This is a genomic window from Marinifaba aquimaris (assembly GCF_013328345.1).
Classification (GTDB): domain Bacteria; phylum Pseudomonadota; class Gammaproteobacteria; order Enterobacterales; family Alteromonadaceae; genus Marinifaba; species Marinifaba aquimaris.
This window is the reverse complement of the sequence record NZ_JABULX010000047.1, coordinates 1-18,059: the sequence shown is the minus strand read 5'-3', so window position 1 is coordinate 18,059 and position 18,059 is coordinate 1. Positions and strand designations below refer to the sequence as shown.

The 18,059-nt window shown below is 39.0% G+C and carries 21 protein-coding genes; 13 read left to right on the top strand and 8 right to left on the bottom strand.

Features of this window, described 5'->3' with window-relative positions:
* The first annotated feature begins 193 nt into the window (after positions 1-193).
* On the top strand, positions 194-655 hold the full coding sequence (locus HR060_RS18470) for an FKBP-type peptidyl-prolyl cis-trans isomerase (RefSeq protein WP_174201759.1): 462 nt from the start codon (positions 194-196) through the stop codon (positions 653-655).
* Between the two features lie 462 nt (positions 656-1,117).
* On the top strand, positions 1,118-1,414 hold the full coding sequence (locus HR060_RS18465) for an EAL domain-containing protein (RefSeq protein ID WP_174201758.1): 297 nt from the start codon (positions 1,118-1,120) through the stop codon (positions 1,412-1,414).
* A 67-nt stretch (positions 1,415-1,481) separates the two neighbouring features.
* Here the strand turns inward: HR060_RS18465 and HR060_RS18460 are convergent, their stop codons facing one another.
* Positions 1,482-2,783 carry a deoxyribonuclease II family protein gene (locus HR060_RS18460; RefSeq protein ID WP_174201757.1) on the bottom strand — a complete coding sequence of 434 codons (1,302 nt, stop codon included), beginning with the start codon at positions 2,781-2,783 and terminating at the stop codon, positions 1,482-1,484.
* 159 nt (positions 2,784-2,942) lie between these two features.
* On the opposite strand from HR060_RS18460, the gene HR060_RS18455 reads away from it, so the two are divergent.
* The 4 genes from HR060_RS18455 (at position 2,943) to HR060_RS18440 (ending at position 5,432) form a co-directional block, all read left to right on the top strand.
* The gene (locus tag HR060_RS18455; RefSeq protein WP_174201756.1) at positions 2,943-3,530 is read left to right on the top strand and encodes a Crp/Fnr family transcriptional regulator; all 588 of its coding nucleotides are present in this window, start codon (positions 2,943-2,945) and stop codon (positions 3,528-3,530) included.
* 83 nt (positions 3,531-3,613) lie between these two features.
* Positions 3,614-4,240 (top strand): nitroreductase family protein, encoded by a 627-nt coding sequence (locus tag HR060_RS18450; protein WP_174201755.1) that lies wholly within the window; start codon positions 3,614-3,616, stop codon positions 4,238-4,240.
* Positions 4,237-4,725, top strand: a complete 489-nt coding sequence (locus HR060_RS18445) for a DMT family transporter (RefSeq protein ID WP_174201754.1) — start codon at positions 4,237-4,239, stop codon at positions 4,723-4,725. The genes HR060_RS18450 and HR060_RS18445 overlap by 4 nt, the downstream gene beginning before the upstream one ends.
* Before the next feature lie 2 nt (positions 4,726-4,727).
* Complete coding sequence (locus HR060_RS18440) at positions 4,728-5,432, top strand: GNAT family N-acetyltransferase (protein ID WP_174201753.1); 705 nt, start codon at positions 4,728-4,730, stop codon at positions 5,430-5,432.
* A 4-nt stretch (positions 5,433-5,436) separates the two neighbouring features.
* On the opposite strand, the gene HR060_RS18435 is transcribed toward HR060_RS18440, so the two are convergent.
* Positions 5,437-5,958 (bottom strand): lipocalin family protein, encoded by a 522-nt coding sequence (locus tag HR060_RS18435; protein ID WP_174201752.1) that lies wholly within the window; start codon positions 5,956-5,958, stop codon positions 5,437-5,439.
* A gap of 172 nt (positions 5,959-6,130) precedes the next feature.
* Between HR060_RS18435 and HR060_RS18430 the strand changes: the two genes are divergently transcribed.
* Entirely contained in the window at positions 6,131-7,033 is a 903-nt protein-coding gene (locus tag HR060_RS18430; RefSeq protein ID WP_246283218.1) for a mechanosensitive ion channel family protein, read from the top strand.
* On the opposite strand, the gene HR060_RS18425 is transcribed toward HR060_RS18430, so the two are convergent.
* From HR060_RS18425 to HR060_RS18415, 3 genes are all read right to left on the bottom strand, one after another.
* Positions 7,030-7,356 carry a hypothetical protein gene (locus HR060_RS18425; RefSeq protein ID WP_174201751.1) on the bottom strand — a complete coding sequence of 109 codons (327 nt, stop codon included), beginning with the start codon at positions 7,354-7,356 and terminating at the stop codon, positions 7,030-7,032. The genes HR060_RS18430 and HR060_RS18425 overlap by 4 nt on opposite strands.
* Positions 7,357-7,431: 75 nt before the next feature.
* Positions 7,432-8,352: a carbon-nitrogen hydrolase gene (locus tag HR060_RS18420; RefSeq protein WP_174201750.1), complete on the bottom strand. Its 921-nt coding sequence runs from the start codon at positions 8,350-8,352 to the stop codon at positions 7,432-7,434.
* 7 nt (positions 8,353-8,359) lie between these two features.
* Positions 8,360-9,400: an agmatine deiminase family protein gene (locus HR060_RS18415; protein WP_174201749.1), complete on the bottom strand. Its 1,041-nt coding sequence runs from the start codon at positions 9,398-9,400 to the stop codon at positions 8,360-8,362.
* Between the two features lie 248 nt (positions 9,401-9,648).
* Here HR060_RS18415 and HR060_RS18410 point away from each other — a divergent pair, with 248 nt between their 5' ends.
* Entirely contained in the window at positions 9,649-11,154 is a 1,506-nt protein-coding gene (locus tag HR060_RS18410; protein ID WP_174201748.1) for a S10 family peptidase, read from the top strand.
* Positions 11,155-11,213: 59 nt separating this feature from the next.
* On the top strand, positions 11,214-12,452 hold the full coding sequence (locus HR060_RS18405; RefSeq protein WP_174201747.1) for a DUF418 domain-containing protein: 1,239 nt from the start codon (positions 11,214-11,216) through the stop codon (positions 12,450-12,452).
* A 107-nt stretch (positions 12,453-12,559) separates the two neighbouring features.
* Here HR060_RS18405 and HR060_RS18400 read toward each other — a convergent pair whose 3' ends face one another.
* The 3 genes from HR060_RS18400 to HR060_RS18390 all read right to left on the bottom strand — a co-directional run bounded on the left by HR060_RS18400 (position 12,560) and on the right by HR060_RS18390 (position 15,659).
* On the bottom strand, positions 12,560-12,763 hold the full coding sequence (locus HR060_RS18400) for a cold-shock protein (RefSeq protein WP_174201746.1): 204 nt from the start codon (positions 12,761-12,763) through the stop codon (positions 12,560-12,562).
* 213 nt (positions 12,764-12,976) lie between these two features.
* Complete coding sequence (locus tag HR060_RS18395) at positions 12,977-14,575, bottom strand: L-lactate permease (RefSeq protein WP_174201745.1); 1,599 nt, start codon at positions 14,573-14,575, stop codon at positions 12,977-12,979.
* Between the two features lie 112 nt (positions 14,576-14,687).
* The gene (locus tag HR060_RS18390) at positions 14,688-15,659 is read right to left on the bottom strand and encodes an integron integrase (protein WP_174201744.1); all 972 of its coding nucleotides are present in this window, start codon (positions 15,657-15,659) and stop codon (positions 14,688-14,690) included.
* A 241-nt stretch (positions 15,660-15,900) separates the two neighbouring features.
* Here HR060_RS18390 and HR060_RS18385 point away from each other — a divergent pair, with 241 nt between their 5' ends.
* The 4 genes from HR060_RS18385 to HR060_RS18370 all read left to right on the top strand — a co-directional run bounded on the left by HR060_RS18385 (position 15,901) and on the right by HR060_RS18370 (position 18,009).
* Entirely contained in the window at positions 15,901-16,209 is a 309-nt protein-coding gene (locus HR060_RS18385) for a hypothetical protein (RefSeq protein WP_174201743.1), read from the top strand.
* A 109-nt stretch (positions 16,210-16,318) separates the two neighbouring features.
* A complete protein-coding gene (locus HR060_RS18380) occupies positions 16,319-16,894 on the top strand; it encodes a hypothetical protein (RefSeq protein ID WP_174201742.1) in 576 nt (191 codons plus the stop codon).
* A gap of 115 nt (positions 16,895-17,009) precedes the next feature.
* The gene (locus HR060_RS18375) at positions 17,010-17,456 is read left to right on the top strand and encodes a hypothetical protein (RefSeq protein WP_174201741.1); all 447 of its coding nucleotides are present in this window, start codon (positions 17,010-17,012) and stop codon (positions 17,454-17,456) included.
* 145 nt (positions 17,457-17,601) lie between these two features.
* Complete coding sequence (locus tag HR060_RS18370) at positions 17,602-18,009, top strand: Hachiman antiphage defense system protein HamA (protein WP_174201740.1); 408 nt, start codon at positions 17,602-17,604, stop codon at positions 18,007-18,009.
* Positions 18,010-18,059: the final 50 nt, after the last annotated feature.

The window sequence follows — 18,059 nt, the reverse complement described above, 5'->3', positions numbered from 1 at the left end:
TTGCCGAGCATTGCACTTTGGGATGAAAGGGATGATAGCTTGGAAGTGGTGAAGTCATTTGGTTACGATGATTTCAAGCACAGGTTGTCCTAAAAATAGCCCTGTTGAGCTAACTTTAGCTTTAGTTACTTTACTCTGAGATTAAACTACTTGTATATTTAATCTCAGTTATAAAAGCTAGAGGATAAAAATAATGAAAAACTGGCGATTGCTCTTAACGACTGCGCTTTTATCGTTGTCATTAGCACAACCTGCCCTTGCAATGAGTAATAAGGCAAGAGGTGAAAAGTTTATGGAACAAAACCGTAAACAAGAAGGGGTTATCAATACATACTCTGGCTTACAGTACAAAGTGTTAAAAGAGGGGACGGGCCGACAACCTAGAAGTCGTGATCGTGTAACGGTTCACTACGAAGGTAAAAACTTGGATGGTAAAGTTTTTGATACCACTTACACTGATGGCCAAGCGGTAACGTTTAAATTAAATCAAGTCATTAAAGGTTGGACTCAGGGTCTACAGCTTATGAAGGAAGGCGGTAAAGCGGTGCTTTATATCCCTCCTTACTTGGCATATGGTGAAAAAGGCTCGGGTCGGGAGATCGGTCGTAATGAAACATTAATTTTCACAGTTGAACTCATTAAAGTCAGTCCTTAACTTATCCTTCATTTTCAAATTGTGCTGATGCACTCATTTATAGAGGTTATTCTTATATTTCAGTTTAACCTCTACCACTGCTAAATACACAAAGCATTATTTGTGCCCTAAGCTTGTATCTACTGTCGAAATGAAATTATCAGTATATGGAACAGCATCCCGCTTGGTTAGTTTTCTGTCGTTGCTGTATTTTTAACTCAAAAAAATAACCAAACCGATACTAAGTTACTGGTTCAATATACTGCTATTGCAAGCAATTAAGCCATTTTAAAAATCACGCATTTTGATGATTTAAAACCGTTACCCAATTTACTCTTTTCCATTTTATCAAGCCGTTACAGTGACCATAAAAAACAACCAGTCACGTTTTAAGCGATAAATATAATTCCAATTATCAGTTGAAATTGAATTTTCTAATGAAACAAACTCAATACAATCAACAAATACTTTAAACGCTGTTCAATGCTCTTAAGCTATATCGCCAAGCTCAGATTTGATGAATTGAAAATTGATAGGGCATTCGTCAATGGTATGGAATCGAATGTTAAGCAGCAAAAAATTGTTAACGCCATTACTTTGATGGCACAAGGTATGGATAAAAGCATAGTGGCCGAAGGTGTCGAGATATGTGAGCAGTTAGCCTATGCCAAAGAAAAGAAAATCGATACCATTCAAGGGTACTTGTACAGTAAACCTTTACCTGCCGATGATTTTGTAAACTATGTAACTTCAAGCATGAGTAAGCTTGAGAATGAATAGACGGTGAAGCATAGATAAAAAAGGGCGGTTAATCCGCCCTTGTTATTAGCTATTGACGATGAAACGTTTAAGTGATTTTTCCGCTAATGCGCTCAATTTCATTTAAGCCCTGCCAAAGTAATGTCTCATGAAAACAAATTGCACCGCCTCCGCGTTTTTCTTGCGAGCTCATACGATTCATATCTGCTATACAAACCCAAGCATCTTGTTCAGGCTGTTCATCTTCGATATCAGTATTTCCACGGTCATCCTTTTCTTCTGAAATGGCCCATTTCGCATGATCTTTGGTGTACGGCCAATTAAAACCAGTTAATTGATTACCCTCACTGTCGGCGATCATTTGTAAATCGACATTGGTTATTTCATCAACGATGTCTTGGCCATCTCTATCGACAAATTCATGGTGATACTCTCGTCCTTTATACGTTGTCACAAAGTCCTGTTTGCCATAATCACTAGGCGAATCACCTTTATCTTCGGTAGGCAAATTAGCGGTTGATGTTAATCGACGCCAAGTTTCAACTCTCAAATCAACACCTAATTTAGGTCCAACTAGGTTTATCCAAAAGTCATCGTACCAAGCACCACTTTTAGCGATTAACCTAAAGATTTTGCCCGCTTTGGATTTAAATTCGATATCGGCAGGGGCTTTTTGTGGATGATGTTCGGCAAATGACTTGGTGTAAGCGGGCGGGTTAATACCTTGAGCTAAGCGCCACAAATTGGCATATTGACTGTCTTGCGTTACCGCTTCAGGTAAGTGAACGCCAAAGACTTGTGGTTCATGCTGCTCTGCTAACACCGCTGCAATTTTGTCAGCCGTTGACACATCTTCAAGTGAAATACAGATAAAGGTTTGTGCATATTGATAGGCATACTCTGGATAAAAGTACTGCATGTCATTGTCTAGGTTAAGCCCAGGAATGCGCGGAGTAGAATGAGATAACCAAAATGCTGTGTTAGATGTTAAATCAAAGGCTAGCGTGCCTTTGCAATGGCCATTATGTGCATTATCGATAGGGTGATTGCGATCTTTCTCTCTGACATTTTCGCCATAAAATGCAGGTTTAACGTCTTTAGCAAAGTCATCTGCTGTCATCGAATACGGATATTCGTCGTTGTAGTTTATCCAGCCAATATTGGCATCATCTGATGGAAAGAGCTGTTTAAGGGTATGATACAAAGCGCCATTTTCACCTGTACCTAAACGATAAGGAGATAAGGCAAGTGGTTGTTCTCCACATGATTGATAATAAAGGTACTCATTACCCGTTGTTTTTTGACTACTTGGGCCAATGTTATGTGGCAGTTTATACATAAACCACCAATCTACATTTTCAGCTGAAATATCGGATTTTGCCGTTAACATACTATTCCTTATTGTTGCCATATCAACTAACATTCTGTGTCATTACTAATTAAACATAACGCAAATCAATAGCTTAGCCAGTATAAATGCTATTATTTTACGTATCTGATTTTTACAACAGGTTAAAAAGCTCAGCAGAACAATGATAAGAAGCCACTGATGAATGACCCGTTAATGCATTTAAGACAAGTTTGGGATAGCTATTCACCTTTAACTGATGACACTTGGCAACAATTGCAAAAAGGACTGAGTGTAAAGACCATTGCCAAAGGCACTCATCTATATGCGGTTGATGACACTTTATCCTCTTTTGCTTTTTTACACTCAGGCTTGATGCGGGCTTATATGCTTGATGAAAACGGTCAGGAATATAATAAGAACTTTTTTGCCGATGGCCGATTTCCGGGGGTTATGAGCTCATTACTTAAAGCTGAGCCGAGTATGTTGGGAATTGAAGCGATAGAAGCATCTGAGCTAATCGTGATCGATTTTGCTATTTTTCGTCAGGTTTTATTTAACAATAATGACTTGATGAAGATGCACATCTTGTATTTAGAAAAGCACTGGCTAAAAGAAAAAGAATTAAAAGAGATCAGTTATTTGCAGTTTGAAGCAAAAGATCGCTACCTCAAATTTTTAACCGATTTTGCTGATGTGGCTGAGAGGATACCGCAATACCACATTGCCAGCTATTTGGGGGTGACACCCACACAATTAAGTCGAATTAAAAAAACACTAAAAAAATAGCGTTTATCAACATATGTAAAGGCGCTGAGTTTTCCTTCACTTTAAACTGCCCATCATCAACTCAAGGCAAGAAGGAAAATACAATGAATATTATCGAAGCATTAAACTGGCGTTACGCGGTTAAACAATTTAACTCAACAAAATTAACGACTGAGCAGATAAACGGTTTGACTGAAAGTGCGCGTTTAGCCCCTTCATCATATGGTATGCAACCTTATCAGTTGGTGGTGGTAGAGAACGAACAATTAAAAAATGCCTGTATTGAGGCAAGTTTCGGGCAAGCCAAAGTCGCAGCGTCTTCCCATTTACTAGTATTTGCCAATAATACTAATTTTGGTCAGGTCGATATCGATAACTATTTTGATAACTTAGCCAAAACTCAAGGTGCACCCGCTGAAAGTTTGGCAGCCTATAAAGCGCAAATTGAAGGTGATTTGCTAAATAAATCGGCCGAAGAAATAGCTATTTGGGCACAACAACAAGCTTACATCGCATTAGGTATGACATTGACTTATGCCGCAGCCAATAAAATCGATGCTTGCCCAATGACAGGGTTTGACAGCCAAGCGTTTAATCAAATTTTAGGTTTGGATGCGTTAAATTTAAATGCAGCCATTATTTGCCCTGTGGGCTTTCGAGCCGATGACGATAAATATGCGAGCAAAACAAAATACCGTAAACACATTGATGAGCTAGTGGTTAATATATGAGTTATTTTGCCATTTTAGCGTTAGTGGCAGGGGCATGCATTGCTATACAAGCGGCGATGAATGCCGAGCTTGGCCAAATACTGCAAAGTAGTTTACTGGCAACTTGTATTGCTTTTGCAACCAGCTTTTTTTTGATGTTAATACTCATTGCGTTAATAGCGCCTGAGCGCTTGTTGCTGAGTTATCAAACGATCAAACAAGTACCTTGGTACTTATGGTTTTCTGGGGTTTTTAGCGTTATCGGTGTCGGGAGTTTTTATTACCTCATACCAAAGATGGGCGTTGGCAATATGATGAGCTTTGCCTTAACGGGTCAATTAGTTTTCGCTGTGGTTATTAGTCATTTTGCTTGGTTTAATAGCCCGCTTCAAAGTATCTCGCTTTATAAAATAATCGGTGCATTGCTGCTCATTTTAGGCGTGGTTTTAATTAACATGCCAAACGGCAAAACCAATGCTCCGTTAGTCGTAACAAAGGAAACATAAAAATGAAGGTTATGCACAATAACATCAATAACATGAATGTATATTGGCAAGCACTGGGTGCAAAAAGTGAAGGTGGATACTTTATAAATCATACCTGGCCAAACAAAATTTGGTCTGCCAATTTATCACTTGACCTAAATGAACAATCTAAGCTACTTAATGCTGGCCAGTCATTAATGACGGTTGATGTCATCAGTGAAGATGAGTTAGCGACAAGCCCTGTGGTATTAAAAGGGCAATTAGTCATGATGGATCTCGATCTAACCACAGGTTCAAATGCGACGCCTTCACAAACTGATTTATCGAAACAGGGACGAGCAATTGTCCAGGTTGAAGATCAAGCACAAGCCGATTTATGGACAGAAGCTTGCAGTAAAGCATTTAATTATCAAATCGATAAAGATGCTATACGCCAGTTTATTCAAGATGAGAACAGCTTCGTTTTAGCACTGACTATTGACGGTGAAATTGCAGCTACAGCAATTGGTTACTTAACGGGTGATACTTTAGGTATACACCAAGTAGGTACTGTTCCTGATTTTAGAAAGCAGGGCGCGGCTGCCCAGCTTATGCATTACCTACTTGAGATTGCTGTAGAGAAAAGCTGCACAACCGTGAGCCTGCAAGCTTCAAAAGCAGGGTTTCACTTGTATCAAAAGTTAGGGTTTAACCAAGTGGGCACTTTAACGAGTTTAAAATTAGCTTGATTGTTTAATTTGGCGGTGCGCTATCAAGCCAAATTAAGGTTTCAGTTTCAAAGCCTAATGAATTGGCTTGCTTTAAAAAACGCTGTTTAATGGCTTCATCGAGTTGAGGTGTTCTGGCTAGTAGCCATAAATAATCGCGATTAGGGCCTGATACAAAAGCGTATTGATAGTTAGGGTCTAATTCGTAAACAACGTAAGCACCGTAAAAAGGGCCAAAAAAAGAGACTTTTAAATGGCCCGTTTTATCATCTTTAACAAAGTAGGCCTTACCCTCAGCTTTTTGCCAAACTTGCTCTTTGGTATCAAAACCGCGGTTAATCACTTGTACGCCGCCGTCTTGACGTAAGTTATATTCGGCGGTGACTTTTATCATATCTCGTTCAAATGAGTGATCTAATCGGGCAATTTCATGCCAGGTACCTAAGTAGCGATTAAGATCAAATTGAGAGACAGGCTTGATGCCTTCAGGTGCACTGGTACAAGCACTGATAAATAACACCCATAATAGCATCAGCATTTTTTTCATCGTTTTGTCTTTTACTTCATTTTTGTCATTGCTTAGCAGAACGTTTTAATAAGGTTTTGCGATCAAGTCGCAAAACTATTAAATATTTACTCAAGTATTCATATACTTGGCTTAATTATAGTTAATACTTAATTGAAACCATTCACTTTTTATTCGCACTAATGGTCTTTTTATGTCTGAAAATACGCAAGTACCTGAACCTACAAACGATAGCACGGTTTTAGCACAGCTAAGCCCAGATAAATTACTGAGAGATGAAATTGATCAATTCGAAAAGATCTACGACATCATCATTACTTATTTAACCAACTACAGCTTCCAATTGTTGGGGGCGGTGATCATTGTCGCAATTGGTTATTACATCGCCAGTAAAGTCTGTAATTTGGTTTTGAATGTTTGTGAGCGGAAAAACCTAGATATCACGCTGACGCGGTTTTTAGCCAATACCGCCAAAATCGCAATTTTAGTATTAATGGCCGTGGTTGCTCTTGGCAAATTAGGGATAAGCGTAACGCCTTTTATCGCTGCGATAGGTGCGGTATCTTTAGGTGCAGGTCTTGCATTACAAGGTTTATTAGCTAACTACGCAGCTGGTTTTAATATCATCTTTATTCGTCCTTTTGTGGTTGGAGACACCATCACAGTGCAAGGACAAACGGGTATCGTAAAAGAAGTATTACTGGCCTATACCATTTTGATTGATGAAGATGGTGTTGAGATCACCATACCTAACAAACACATCGTTGGTGATGTGATTGAAAACTCTAGAAAAGACTCACTTGTGAAACTCAACATAGGTGTGGCTTATCGGCACGACCCTAAACAGGTCATTGCCATTATAGAAAAAGTAATAGAGAACAGACCTTTTATAAGCCAAACCAGACAACCTCAAGTCGGGTTAGATGAATTAGGCAATAGTTCTATCAATATTATGGTGAGGTTATGGACACCGACTGAAAACCTCTATGCAGCAAAATTTGAAGCATTGCAGCTTATTTACGATGCCCTCAAAGATGAGAATATTAGTATTCCATTTCCGCAGCGCGAAGTGCGACTGTTATCCGAGCAAGACTAGTGCGGGTCTTGTTTGGCTAATACCTTATTTAAGCCGTCTGCCATTAAGCGGTCGGCTAATTCAGTAATTAATACTCTTGATATCAGTAAAGCAACAATAAAAACAACGGCGAAAATGGCGAGGCTGTAGCCAAAAAATAGATAACTGATACCGACTAAACTAGAGCAGGTAAGGATGCGAATAATCAGCTCAACGGTATCAAAGGCGGGAAGTTTTTTTTCGGCAAAAGCTAAGTCACGGGCTTGCTCTAATAAAACAAATTGCTGGTCTCTGGGTAAATCAGCTATTTGCTCGAACTGATCAATGTAGGGTTTTATATCCATTGCAACAAAGCTCCGGCGAGTAAAACAAGGTGCTCGCGTTAAGTACGTTAGAGCACCATTAAACACCTAAAAGACTCAATCAATCAAACGTTTATTAATATGCTGATAGGCATCAACACGTCGGTCTCGTAAATAGGGCCAAATACGACGTACATCTTCAGAGCGCTTAATATCAATTTCAGCAATTAAGTTCTGCTCTTTGTCATCATCAGCATGTGCCAGCATTTCACCTTGAGGACCTGCGATAAAACTACCACCCCAAAACTGAATACCTAAACCATTTCCTTCTGGACTGGCTTCCCAACCCACGCGATTAGCACTAATAACATAAACGCCGTTTGCCACTGCATGGCTTTGCTGGATCATGGTCCAAGCATTTTTCTGGCGAGTTTGCTCTGCTTTATCATCATTGATATCCCAGCCAATGGCTGTTGGGTAACACAAGATATCTGCACCTGCTAAAGCCATTAAGCGCGCCGCCTCTGGGTACCATTGATCCCAGCAAATAAGGACACCAATTTTGCCTAAACGGGTTTCTATCGGTTTAAAGCCGTTAAAGGCATCATCTGGGTCATTATCGCCTGGCGTGAAATAGAACTTTTCATAAAAGCCAGGGTCATCAGGGATATGCATTTTGCGGAACTTACCCGCCAATTTATCACCATCAAATACAACCGATGTATTGTGGTAAACCCCTGCCGCTCGTTTTTCAAAAAGCGACGTAACTAAAACGATATCTAACTCACCAGCAAGTGCTTGAAAGAACTGAACAGAATGCGCCTCATCACCGGCAAGTGGCTCGGCAAAATCGAACACATCAGTATCTTCTGTTTGGCAAAAATACTGAGTTGAGTGTAATTCTTGAAGCACTACCAATTTCACGCCTTGGTTAGCTAAATCGCGAATCGCTTGTGCGGTATGAGCATGGTTTTGTGCTTTATCATTATTCGCTACACTTTGTTGGATACATGCAGCTTTAAAAGTGTTATTCATCATCTTCTTTCTAGTTAACTAAGACGCCTTTCGGTAACTGCATACTGATGCAGTGCAGGCTGCCAAATTGTTCGATTAAGGTTCGACAGTCAATGGCTACCACTTCGCGTGGTGCGATTGTCTGTTCAAATGTCGCGCGTAAAACATCAATTGCTTGTTGATCTTGCGGTGCACCGTAAACGGGTAACAATACCTGCTCATTCGTGATTAAAAAATTAGCATAAGTGGCGGGTAATAACTCACCTTCAGCATTTTCAATGGCTTGGCAAAGCGGTAGAGGAATTAATTGGTAGGGATTACCCTGATAGTCTTTAAAGGCTTTTAGCTCATTTTCCATTGCCGATAAGGCTGGGTATAGTGCATGCTCAGGATCGTTACATTGCACATAAGCAATAGTATGTGGGTCGCAAAAACGCGCTAAAGTATCAATGTGTGCATCGGTATCATCACCGGGTAAATGCCCTTGGCTTAACCACAAAAAGCGATTGACACCAAGCACTTCTGATAATTTATCTTCTAACGCTTGTTGGGATAGCTGATTATTACGGTTATCGTTTAGCAGGCAAATTTCTGTTGTGAGCAAGGTGCCAAAACCATCGGTTTCAATGCTGCCACCTTCTAAAATCAAGTTAACCGCTTTTGCACTGATAATTCTGTTTTGTTTGACCAAGTTTTGATTGATTAAATTATCTAGGCTTGATTCAAACTTACCGCCCCAAGCGTTAAATTCAAAATCAAGCGGTGTCACTTGGTCATCCTCTAAAACCGTTATAACACCGTGATCGCGTGCCCAAGTATCATTTGTTGGGACGGTGACTAAATCGACATTCGCAACATTTGCGCCAACCGATGCTAAATCTGCTTTAACTTGCACCTGATTAACTACCGGATCGCAACTAATAACCACTCGCTGATATTGGCTAATGTATTTAACTATTTGGCCATAAACGTGCTCAACAGCTGATAACCAAGGTGCCCAGTCGGTATTTTTATGTGGCCAAGCTAATAAAATGGCATCTTGCCGATACCACTCAGCAGGAAAAGTGATCATAAAAAAAGTTCTAATACAGCTTAACAATAATGGCCGAATTATAGCGGGATAAGCGATTGAGCCAAGCAATTTTACATTTGATGCATTTCAAATAGGTGTTTAGTCAAACAGCGCTGTAATCTATCTTGAACAAAATTGCTTATTGAAAAGGTTCACGCGACTATTTCTTCTCGCTGAATCGACTTGAGTTAAGGGCAGGGCTTGGTATATTGCAAAAGCAATTACCACCTTATAAAAACGGAACGCTCATGCTAAAACCCAGTTTATTTGTGCTAATTTTCAGTATCTTAGCGCTACCTGCTATGGCAGACACTAAACCGACTCCTCCTGTTATCCCTGAAGCAAAAAGCTATCAAGATGAAGGCAAAGTCAAAATTAACGGCAAAACCATCAAGTATCAGGTTTTAGCGTCTGACACTCATTTAAAAAACGAAAAAGGCGAGGTGATCGCCAATATATTTAGTACTGCGTATTTTAAATCGGATGTAAAAGACTTGAGCAAGCGCCCAATTACCTTTGTGTTTAACGGTGGCCCAGGTTCGGCATCCGTTTGGTTACATTTAGGCATTTATGGACCAAAACGTATTGTAGTGCCAAGCGAAGCAGAAAACGCAGGTGCTTCGCCTTATCAGCTAGTGGATAACCCACATAGCTTGTTAGACCAAACGGATTTAGTGTTTGTCGACCCTGTCGGTACTGGTTTTTCTCGTGCCATTGGCACAGGTAAAAATGAAGATTTTTGGGGTGTTAAACAAGATGCCGATGCACTTGCTGAATTCATCCGTTTATTTATCACTAAACACAAGCGCTGGAATTCACCAAAACACTTATCGGGCGAAAGCTACGGTACAACACGCGTAGGCGCGTTAGTTAAATCTTTACAAGAAGGTTGGACGTCGGTGACCTTAAACGGTATTCATTTAATTTCAGCCATTTTAGATTTCCAAATGGGCGATTTTACTCCGGGTAACGACATGCCTTATGTTACGTTTTTACCCACCTACGCTGCAACTGCTTGGTATCACGACGCATTACCTGCTAATACCAAAGCCAATTACAAAAATTTTGAAGCCTTTATTGATGATGTGCGTGCATTCGCCAGTAATGAATATTTGAGTTTATTGTTCAAAGGCTCACGAGCATCTGAACAAGAAGTGAATGATACCATCAGTAAATTACACACTTTTACAGGGCTTGATAAAGGCTACTTAAAACAAACTCAGCTTCGCATTGATGAATTCCGTTTTATGAAAGAGCTATTAAGGGATCGAGGTGTAGTGGTTGGTCGTCTAGACAGTCGTTATTTAGCTGATGAATTTGATGATGCGGGTGAGAAATTTGAAGCTGATCCATCGGGTTATGGTATCTCTGGTGCATACACAGCAGCGATTAATCATTACCTTTTTACTGAACTAAACGTGGATAAAGAAGATAAATATCACGTGCTGAACGCAAATGTGTATTTAGGCTGGGACTGGAGTAATGGTAAAAACGCCAGAGCCAATGGCCCGACTAATGTTGCGCCATTTGTTGCCAAAGGTATGAGACAAAATAAAGATATGCGTGTATTTGTCGCCAATGGTTATTATGACTTGGCCACACCGTTTTACGCCACGGAGCATTCGATGAATCATTACGGTATTGACCCAGATCGTGTGACGATGAAGTATTACCAAGCTGGGCATATGATGTATGTGCACAAAGCGTCTTTATTGGCGCTATCTGAAGATTTACGTGCTTTTTACCAACAATAAATCATCCATATAAAAAGGGCTGATAAAGCCCTTTTTTATTGCCTGTAGAATAATAAAAAATGAACCAAACAATCACACTTAACGATAACCGAGATAGCTTACTCGACGCTTTAAGAGGGTTTGCCATCTTTGGTATTTTCTTTATAAATATCACTATTATGCACAGCATCTTTATGTTCCAAGATGCTTATATTGGCCAATTTCAAGACCAAGTTAATTTAGCGGTTAACCGTCTATTACAGCTGTTTTTCTACAATAAATTTTTCCCCATTTTTACTTTTTTATTTGGCTTAGGGTTAACGTTACAAATGCAAGCCAAAATGAATAAACAGCAACGCTATCGCGGCTTTTTTATCAGGCGAATGTTAATACTCTTTGTGTTGGGTTTATTGCATTGTTTACTTATTTGGTCAGGTGATGTTCTACATTTATACGCATTATTGGGCTTGGTCAGTTTAGCGTTAATTAAACTACTGCCTCGTTATTTAGTTTTTATAGCGGGGTGTTTATTAGTGTTTCCTTATTACGGGGCATTAGCGGGGATGACCTTAGACGCCATCCCTTTTGTACTTGAACAATCACTGATTGATTATGGTGAGCAAGGCGTAATTGAAACGATTAGACAGGGCACCTATGCTGCTAATGTCGCGTTTAGATGGCATGAATACTTAGCTAATTTACCTATGTTGCTGTTTTATTTAGCACCAATGGCACTGGCGATGTTTTGTTTAGGCATGGCTGCAGGGAAAAGTACGTTAAAGCTGGGAACAAAAGCTTGGGTTGAACACTTTAAACGACTTGCGGTATTGACCTTTATCGTGGTGAATGTTTATCGCGTTTATTTTTTATGGTTTTTACCCGAGACTGCGTTATATCAAAGTGATGTGTTAAAACCTTGGTGGTTTAAATTAATGTTCTTATCTGATGTATTGCTAGGTTTAACCTACATCTGGTTGATTGCTTGGCTTTGGCATCACACAAGCATGAATAAAATATTGTCGCTGTTTGCGCTAGTGGGGCGAATGGCATTGAGTCATTATCTCTTGCAAAGCTTAATCGGCCTCATTTTATTTACCCAAGTTGGCTTTGCGCTTTATCAGCGTTTATCACCCGTTGAGTGTTTTACCATTGCGTTTTTTACGTTTGGTTTGCAAGTGTTATTGAGTTTTTATTGGTTAAAGTACTTTAAGTTTGGGCCATTTGAATGGTTATGGCGCTGTGCGAGTTACCGAACTTGGTTTGCACTTAAAAGAAACAATGATGATAACGTGGCGTATCAGAGTACTAAAAATATCTGACGGTAGTGATTGAATAAGTGGGTTGAACTATAGCGAAGGGACGGTAGATAAAGTAAAGCCCTAGATGAAACATCTAGGGCTTAAAATTCGGAATGTTAACTCAAAACTTAAGAAGGTTTAACATTCGTTGCACAAGGACCTTTTTGACCTTGACCAACTTCAAATTCTACTTTTTGGCCTTCGTCTAGTGACTTGTAACCGCTCATTTGGATTTCAGAGTGGTGAACAAAAAGATCTTTACTACCGTCTTCCGGAGTAATAAATCCAAAACCTTTGTCTGCGTCAAACCACTTAACTGTACCTGTACTCATAATATCTATCTTTCTTTATTGGTGAAGTTTAAAAAAATTCAGTAGTGCGGATCACCATTACACTATCAGCCAGCTATTCTACACGCAATTACAGGATTAGATAGTCAAACCCTGAGAAAAAGTGTAAAAACTTTTACTTACGCATTTAAGTAATATTTTAAAAATAGCTATATTAGGCAATAACTTACGTATTTTAATTGGCATTTTGGCTATTTATATAAAAATTAAACTGCTTAGCAAAGCTGCAGATAAACAGTAATAAAGCATTGCAGGTAGCGTTAAGCGAATAATTTGTCCTTCTTTACCTACCAAATTAACAACAGACGCCGCGGCAACTACATTGACCACACAAATCATATTACCTGCATTAGCCCCAATCATTTGCAAGGCTAAAACTGTATCGGTATTTAACCCCACCTGACTGGCGGTATTAAACTGAAACTGAGCAAACATCATGTTTGAAAACGTAGCAGAACCCGCGATAAATGAGCCAAGCGCACCGACAAATGGCGCGACAATATTCCATGTGCTGGCAAAATGTGTGGCGGCTAATTCAGCCAGTGCAACTGGCATAGCGCCAAGCTCTGCATGATTAACATCAGAGTTTAAGAAGATACGCACCATAGGTACTGACGCGCCAAGGGCAACAACAGTTGGTAATAAAGACTTTAGCGATTCGCCCCAAGCTCGAAATAATTGGGCATTAGGTATTTTTTGAATAAAACCTGCAAGCAATGCAACAACTAAAAATAACGTGCCGGGTATATACAAAGGTTGCAAATTGGCTGATAAGCCAGATGATAAAATATCACCCCAAACAAAATTGACCGATAACAAAAAGCTTTTGATAGGTAATGCTTCTAAACGAGTGAGTACCAATAATAATGCGACGAGTAAATAGGGGGTCCAAGCAACGATTAACGACATATTAGGCGTAGCGTTAACTGAATCTGATGTGGCAGTTTGTGTATTAAAATCCCACTTGTCTTTCGGTGTTAACCAATTGTTTTTGGCCGCTAAAATGCAAATGATAAGCCCAATTAAACCACCAAAGATAGATGGGAATTCAGGGCCTAATAGCAGTGCAACTAAATAAGCAGGTACCGTAAAAGACAAGCCCGCTAAAAGTGCGAAAGGCCAAATGGCCAGACCCGCTTTAATACTTTTGTTTTTACCTTCGCCAAACTGTGATGTCATTAAACATACAATCACTAATGGCAATAAACTGGCGGCAAATAAATCAATAGTAACGGCTTTAACCGCAATGGCTTGAATGCCAGATTCGGTTATTGCGGTTAAACCTTGGCCTAGCCCCACCACAACAGGCGTACCTACTGCGCCAAAACTCACTGCGGCACTGTCGGCAATTAAAGCAACGACTACAGCGGCTAAGGGCGGAAAACCCAATGCTACTAATAAAGGTGCACAAATAGCGGCAGGGGTACCAAACCCCGAGGCGCCCTCTAAAAAAGAGCCAAATAGCCAAGCTATGATCACCACTTGAATTCGTCTGTCGTCTGATATTTGGGTAAATCCCGCCCGTATAACCTCAATTGCGCCAGAAACGGTTAAGGTTTTAAGTAACGTAATAGCACCAAATACAATCAATAAAATACCGGCCGCGATGATCAGCCCTTGAATTATGGATGCGAAAATATGGTTAAGTTCGACTTGCCAAATAAAAAAACTGGTTAAAATAGTGAGCAACAATGAAAGAGGCATGGCGCGGGTTGCGGGTAGGCGCATAACCACCAAAAAAACAATAATGGCAATAACAGGGGTGAGGGCAGTGAACAGCTGCAAAAAACTCATTTTGATGTATCCATACAATCTAAAGCCTTTATCCTAAAGAAGTCAGCTTATAAAGCCAGCATTTAGATCAAGTTTTAACCGAAATTTCATTCACTATTTAGTTAACATGCGATCATATAATTTTGCTCAAAGGGCTTATCACACCATTTGCCCCTTGTTGTAAAACATGGGTGTAAATTTGTGTGGTTCTGACATCGGCATGGCCGAGTTGCTCTTGTACGGTGCGAATATCTGCACCACTTTGCAATAAATGTGTAGCAAACGAATGTCTTAAAGTATGACTCGTTACCCGCTTAGTTATTCCTAAATCAAAGGCCGCTTTTTTTATCGACTTTTGAATGCCAGATTGATCTTTATGATGACGGCCAATTTCCCCCGTGGCGGGGTTAGTGCTTAACCTAGAAGATGGAAATAACCACTGCCAGTTAAAAGATTTAGCCGCATTGGGGTATTTTCGCCCTAAAGCATCCGGTAACCAAACGCCACTCCATTCTCTATTGGATAAATCTTTATCATATAAGGTTTTAACATGTTTAATTTGAAGACTTAATTCATCAAACAACTGATTAGCAAGTGTAACTCGCCTGTGCTTAAACCCTTTTGCATTCCATACCGCAATACAATGATAATCAAAATCAATATCTTGTACCCTTAAACGCACTGTCTCCATTACTCGCAAGCCACTACCGTACATCAATTTAGCCATTAATTGATTCAACCCTGTTAGATGTTCTAAAAGTTGCTTTATTTGCTCTGGTGTTAATACCTCGGGTAATTTTCGGCTACGAATACTTCGATTAAATTTAAGTTCCAATGTTAAGGGGTTTTTAATGATTTCTTTATAGAGGAATACGAGGGCATTGAGCGCTGATGCCTGAGTACTGGCAGATACATTTCGTTCATTAACGAGGTGGCTTAAGAATAATTCAACTTGCTCATCTCCCATTAAATTGGGGTGTTGGTATTGATTAAAACGGATATAGCTTTTGATCCAGTATAAATAACTTTCGATTGTTCTTTTGGCATATCTCAGGTTGAACATGTGGTTGATTATCGATTGCATAAAAGGTGAATTACTTTTCATAAACCCCTCAAAATAGGACTGGATGTATAAACAGTTAAGTAGAGTTTCTCATTTATTACAAGTACACACTTTTTTCCACGTTTTTTTAAACGATAAATTTAAGGGTTGAATACAAGCCACGGCTAGCTTATCGTAGAGAGAATGTAAAAAATTATTAATGAGAAATAGACGGAAATTTGTTTCAAAAATAAATAGGAAACGTCCGTCTATTAAACTGTTATATTTCATCAAGGAAGTAACTTTGAATAACCAAGAAGAAAAGTATTTTCTAACTAAGCTTTTGGATAAATTAGATAACCCGGAATCGCTAAAGCCTCACTCCAAACTTAACCTTTTGCTTGTTTGGGTAATCGTTACAGTGTTAGTGGTTCTGTTATTACAGCTGGAGCAACGTGGGATGATTAACCCTATTATAATGATTGCTTCTTCCTTGCTTGTTGGTGCTTTCATTGGTTGGTTATTTACGACTGATTTAGGGAAAAAGCAATGGCGTCATGTCCATTCCCACATCAACAAAGATAGTGTAAAAAAGCGTTTAGAAGAAATATAACAAACGCATCAACGCACTGGACTAATAAAGCTTGGCTTGGTTCGTGCCTCACCAATTGTAGCCAAGCATTATTAGCCCGTTATGCGGGCGTTAGCTAGCAAGGAAAATTATGGCTTCTTATCTAAACTTGTTTTCTCTTCCTGATCATCACATTGATTATCTTCAGAAAAATAGTACGTTGCTCTTCGAATATATGGAAGGGGAAGTGGTTTATCAAAAAGATGAGTCTAAATTCAAAAGTATCTATTCAAGGGTATTTAAATCTGAATCTGTAATAACAGATTTTCCTACAGAGCCAATTGAGACATTTAACCCTGAAATAAATCATCGAAATATCGAGCTTTATCACTTCATACTCAATGGAACAACTGAATTTGTTTCAGGAGCGGGATCAATTTTTCAAACTTGGTTGATAATAGATAACCATAACGCTATAAAAATTGACAAAAGTAATGAACACTTTGCATTTAAGAGTGAAACGGTTCCGAGCTTGCTTAAAATAGTTGAGCAACTTACAGATTCAACTATTAAATCTAGATATTGCGAATGGTTTTCAAAAAACTTTCCTAAACATACACCCACTGAAATTGAATTAACGGAGTTGTGTGATGGTTTTGTTACTTTTAAAGATGGCTTAGATAATGCTGTAAATAATCAATTAGGCATATTGTGGGCGAGTTGCTAGCTAACAAGGTGCTCAAGGGCGGACACAAAAGTTTGGCTTGTCGTTCGTACCTCACTAATTTTAAGCCAAACCTTTTTAGCCGCTTAGCACGGCGTTAGGCGTTTAGGGTATATCGGTGAAGAAACAAATTTTGGATGAACTTAAGAGATCTTTTCCTGATTGGAAATTTCAACATAGCAAAGACAAGGACTGGCTATACGAAGTATTATCCCCAAATGACAAATCCAAACTTGTTTTTTCGTATTATGATCGACTAAATATAAAATTTGGAAAAGAAAATTTAGAGTTCTTTCATGTACCTGACTCAATCGATACTTTAGAGAAAATCAAGAGTGAAAAGTTAGTGTACATTGAGTACATTCTAGATCGAGAGTTGGCAATGCAACACTCATTTGAAGTACCTGATGGATTACCTGAATTACAAGGCTGTGCCTTAATAGATTCTTCTGAAATTCCACAATCAAATGATGAATATTACTTTGCTAATAAAATTAGAATAACGTCTTGGTTGGGGACTTATAATTCAGAAAAAATAGCTAAATATGGTTCTCAAACCGCCTAACAAGGCACTCAAAAGGACAAATAACAGTTGGCTGTTTGCTCCTTCGTCGCTTATTTTAGCCAACTATTATTTGCCTCTTAGTGAGGCGTTAAACGTCTTCGTGCAAAACCTCTAGATCATTAATCAACAAAATTATGGAATTTATATGGAAAATGGACCGTTCGGTTCAAAGAATGTAATTGAATCGAAAATATCAGAAGACACGCTTAAGAGCTTTCTAGTTGGTTTTGATTTAGATGACGATGGAGCTAGCAAATATAGGTGGTCTCAACTTGTAACAAAAATCACAAATGTAATCCATGAATTTTCATTTGGATTTCATGAAGGTACAAGCACTGAAAACACACAAACTCTAGAAAAAATTATTGAAGCTGCAAATTCAATTTATAAAATCGATGAATTTCAGAAAGTAAGAGACATCTATCAAAATAATGGCCATATTGACGATGAGCTTGATAATAAGTATCTCAGAAGAGGAGAGTTTGGAGAGCTAATTCTTCATTTGATACTAAGAGATCACTTCAATACAAGAGACTATGGCGTCAATAGTTAATTTTGACATATTGTGTCATCCCACATGACGCCATCTCTCAACATCGAATT

Bases quoted from the DNA above. Each gene is read 5' to 3' on its own strand.
- HR060_RS18465 (WP_174201758.1), top strand. From the start codon at position 1,118: ATGCTCTTAAGCTATATCGCCAAGCTCAGATTTGATGAATTGAAAATT.
- HR060_RS18380 (WP_174201742.1), top strand. From the start codon at position 16,319: ATGGCTTCTTATCTAAACTTGTTTTCTCTTCCTGATCATCACATTGAT.
- HR060_RS18415 (WP_174201749.1), bottom strand. From the start codon at position 9,400: ATGATCACTTTTCCTGCTGAGTGGTATCGGCAAGATGCCATTTTATTA.
- HR060_RS18455 (WP_174201756.1), top strand. From the start codon at position 2,943: ATGAATGACCCGTTAATGCATTTAAGACAAGTTTGGGATAGCTATTCA.
- HR060_RS18405 (WP_174201747.1), top strand. From the start codon at position 11,214: ATGAACCAAACAATCACACTTAACGATAACCGAGATAGCTTACTCGAC.
- HR060_RS18420 (WP_174201750.1), bottom strand. From the start codon at position 8,352: ATGATGAATAACACTTTTAAAGCTGCATGTATCCAACAAAGTGTAGCG.
- HR060_RS18370 (WP_174201740.1), top strand. From the start codon at position 17,602: ATGGAAAATGGACCGTTCGGTTCAAAGAATGTAATTGAATCGAAAATA.
- HR060_RS18395 (WP_174201745.1), bottom strand. From the start codon at position 14,575: ATGAGTTTTTTGCAGCTGTTCACTGCCCTCACCCCTGTTATTGCCATT.
- HR060_RS18430 (WP_246283218.1), top strand. From the start codon at position 6,131: ATGTCTGAAAATACGCAAGTACCTGAACCTACAAACGATAGCACGGTT.
- HR060_RS18460 (WP_174201757.1), bottom strand. From the start codon at position 2,783: ATGTTAACGGCAAAATCCGATATTTCAGCTGAAAATGTAGATTGGTGG.
- HR060_RS18400 (WP_174201746.1), bottom strand. From the start codon at position 12,763: ATGAGTACAGGTACAGTTAAGTGGTTTGACGCAGACAAAGGTTTTGGA.
- HR060_RS18445 (WP_174201754.1), top strand. From the start codon at position 4,237: ATGAGTTATTTTGCCATTTTAGCGTTAGTGGCAGGGGCATGCATTGCT.
- HR060_RS18440 (WP_174201753.1), top strand. From the start codon at position 4,728: ATGAAGGTTATGCACAATAACATCAATAACATGAATGTATATTGGCAA.
- HR060_RS18410 (WP_174201748.1), top strand. From the start codon at position 9,649: ATGCTAAAACCCAGTTTATTTGTGCTAATTTTCAGTATCTTAGCGCTA.
- HR060_RS18450 (WP_174201755.1), top strand. From the start codon at position 3,614: ATGAATATTATCGAAGCATTAAACTGGCGTTACGCGGTTAAACAATTT.
- HR060_RS18470 (WP_174201759.1), top strand. From the start codon at position 194: ATGAAAAACTGGCGATTGCTCTTAACGACTGCGCTTTTATCGTTGTCA.
- HR060_RS18390 (WP_174201744.1), bottom strand. From the start codon at position 15,659: ATGAAAAGTAATTCACCTTTTATGCAATCGATAATCAACCACATGTTC.
- HR060_RS18425 (WP_174201751.1), bottom strand. From the start codon at position 7,356: ATGGATATAAAACCCTACATTGATCAGTTCGAGCAAATAGCTGATTTA.
- HR060_RS18435 (WP_174201752.1), bottom strand. From the start codon at position 5,958: ATGAAAAAAATGCTGATGCTATTATGGGTGTTATTTATCAGTGCTTGT.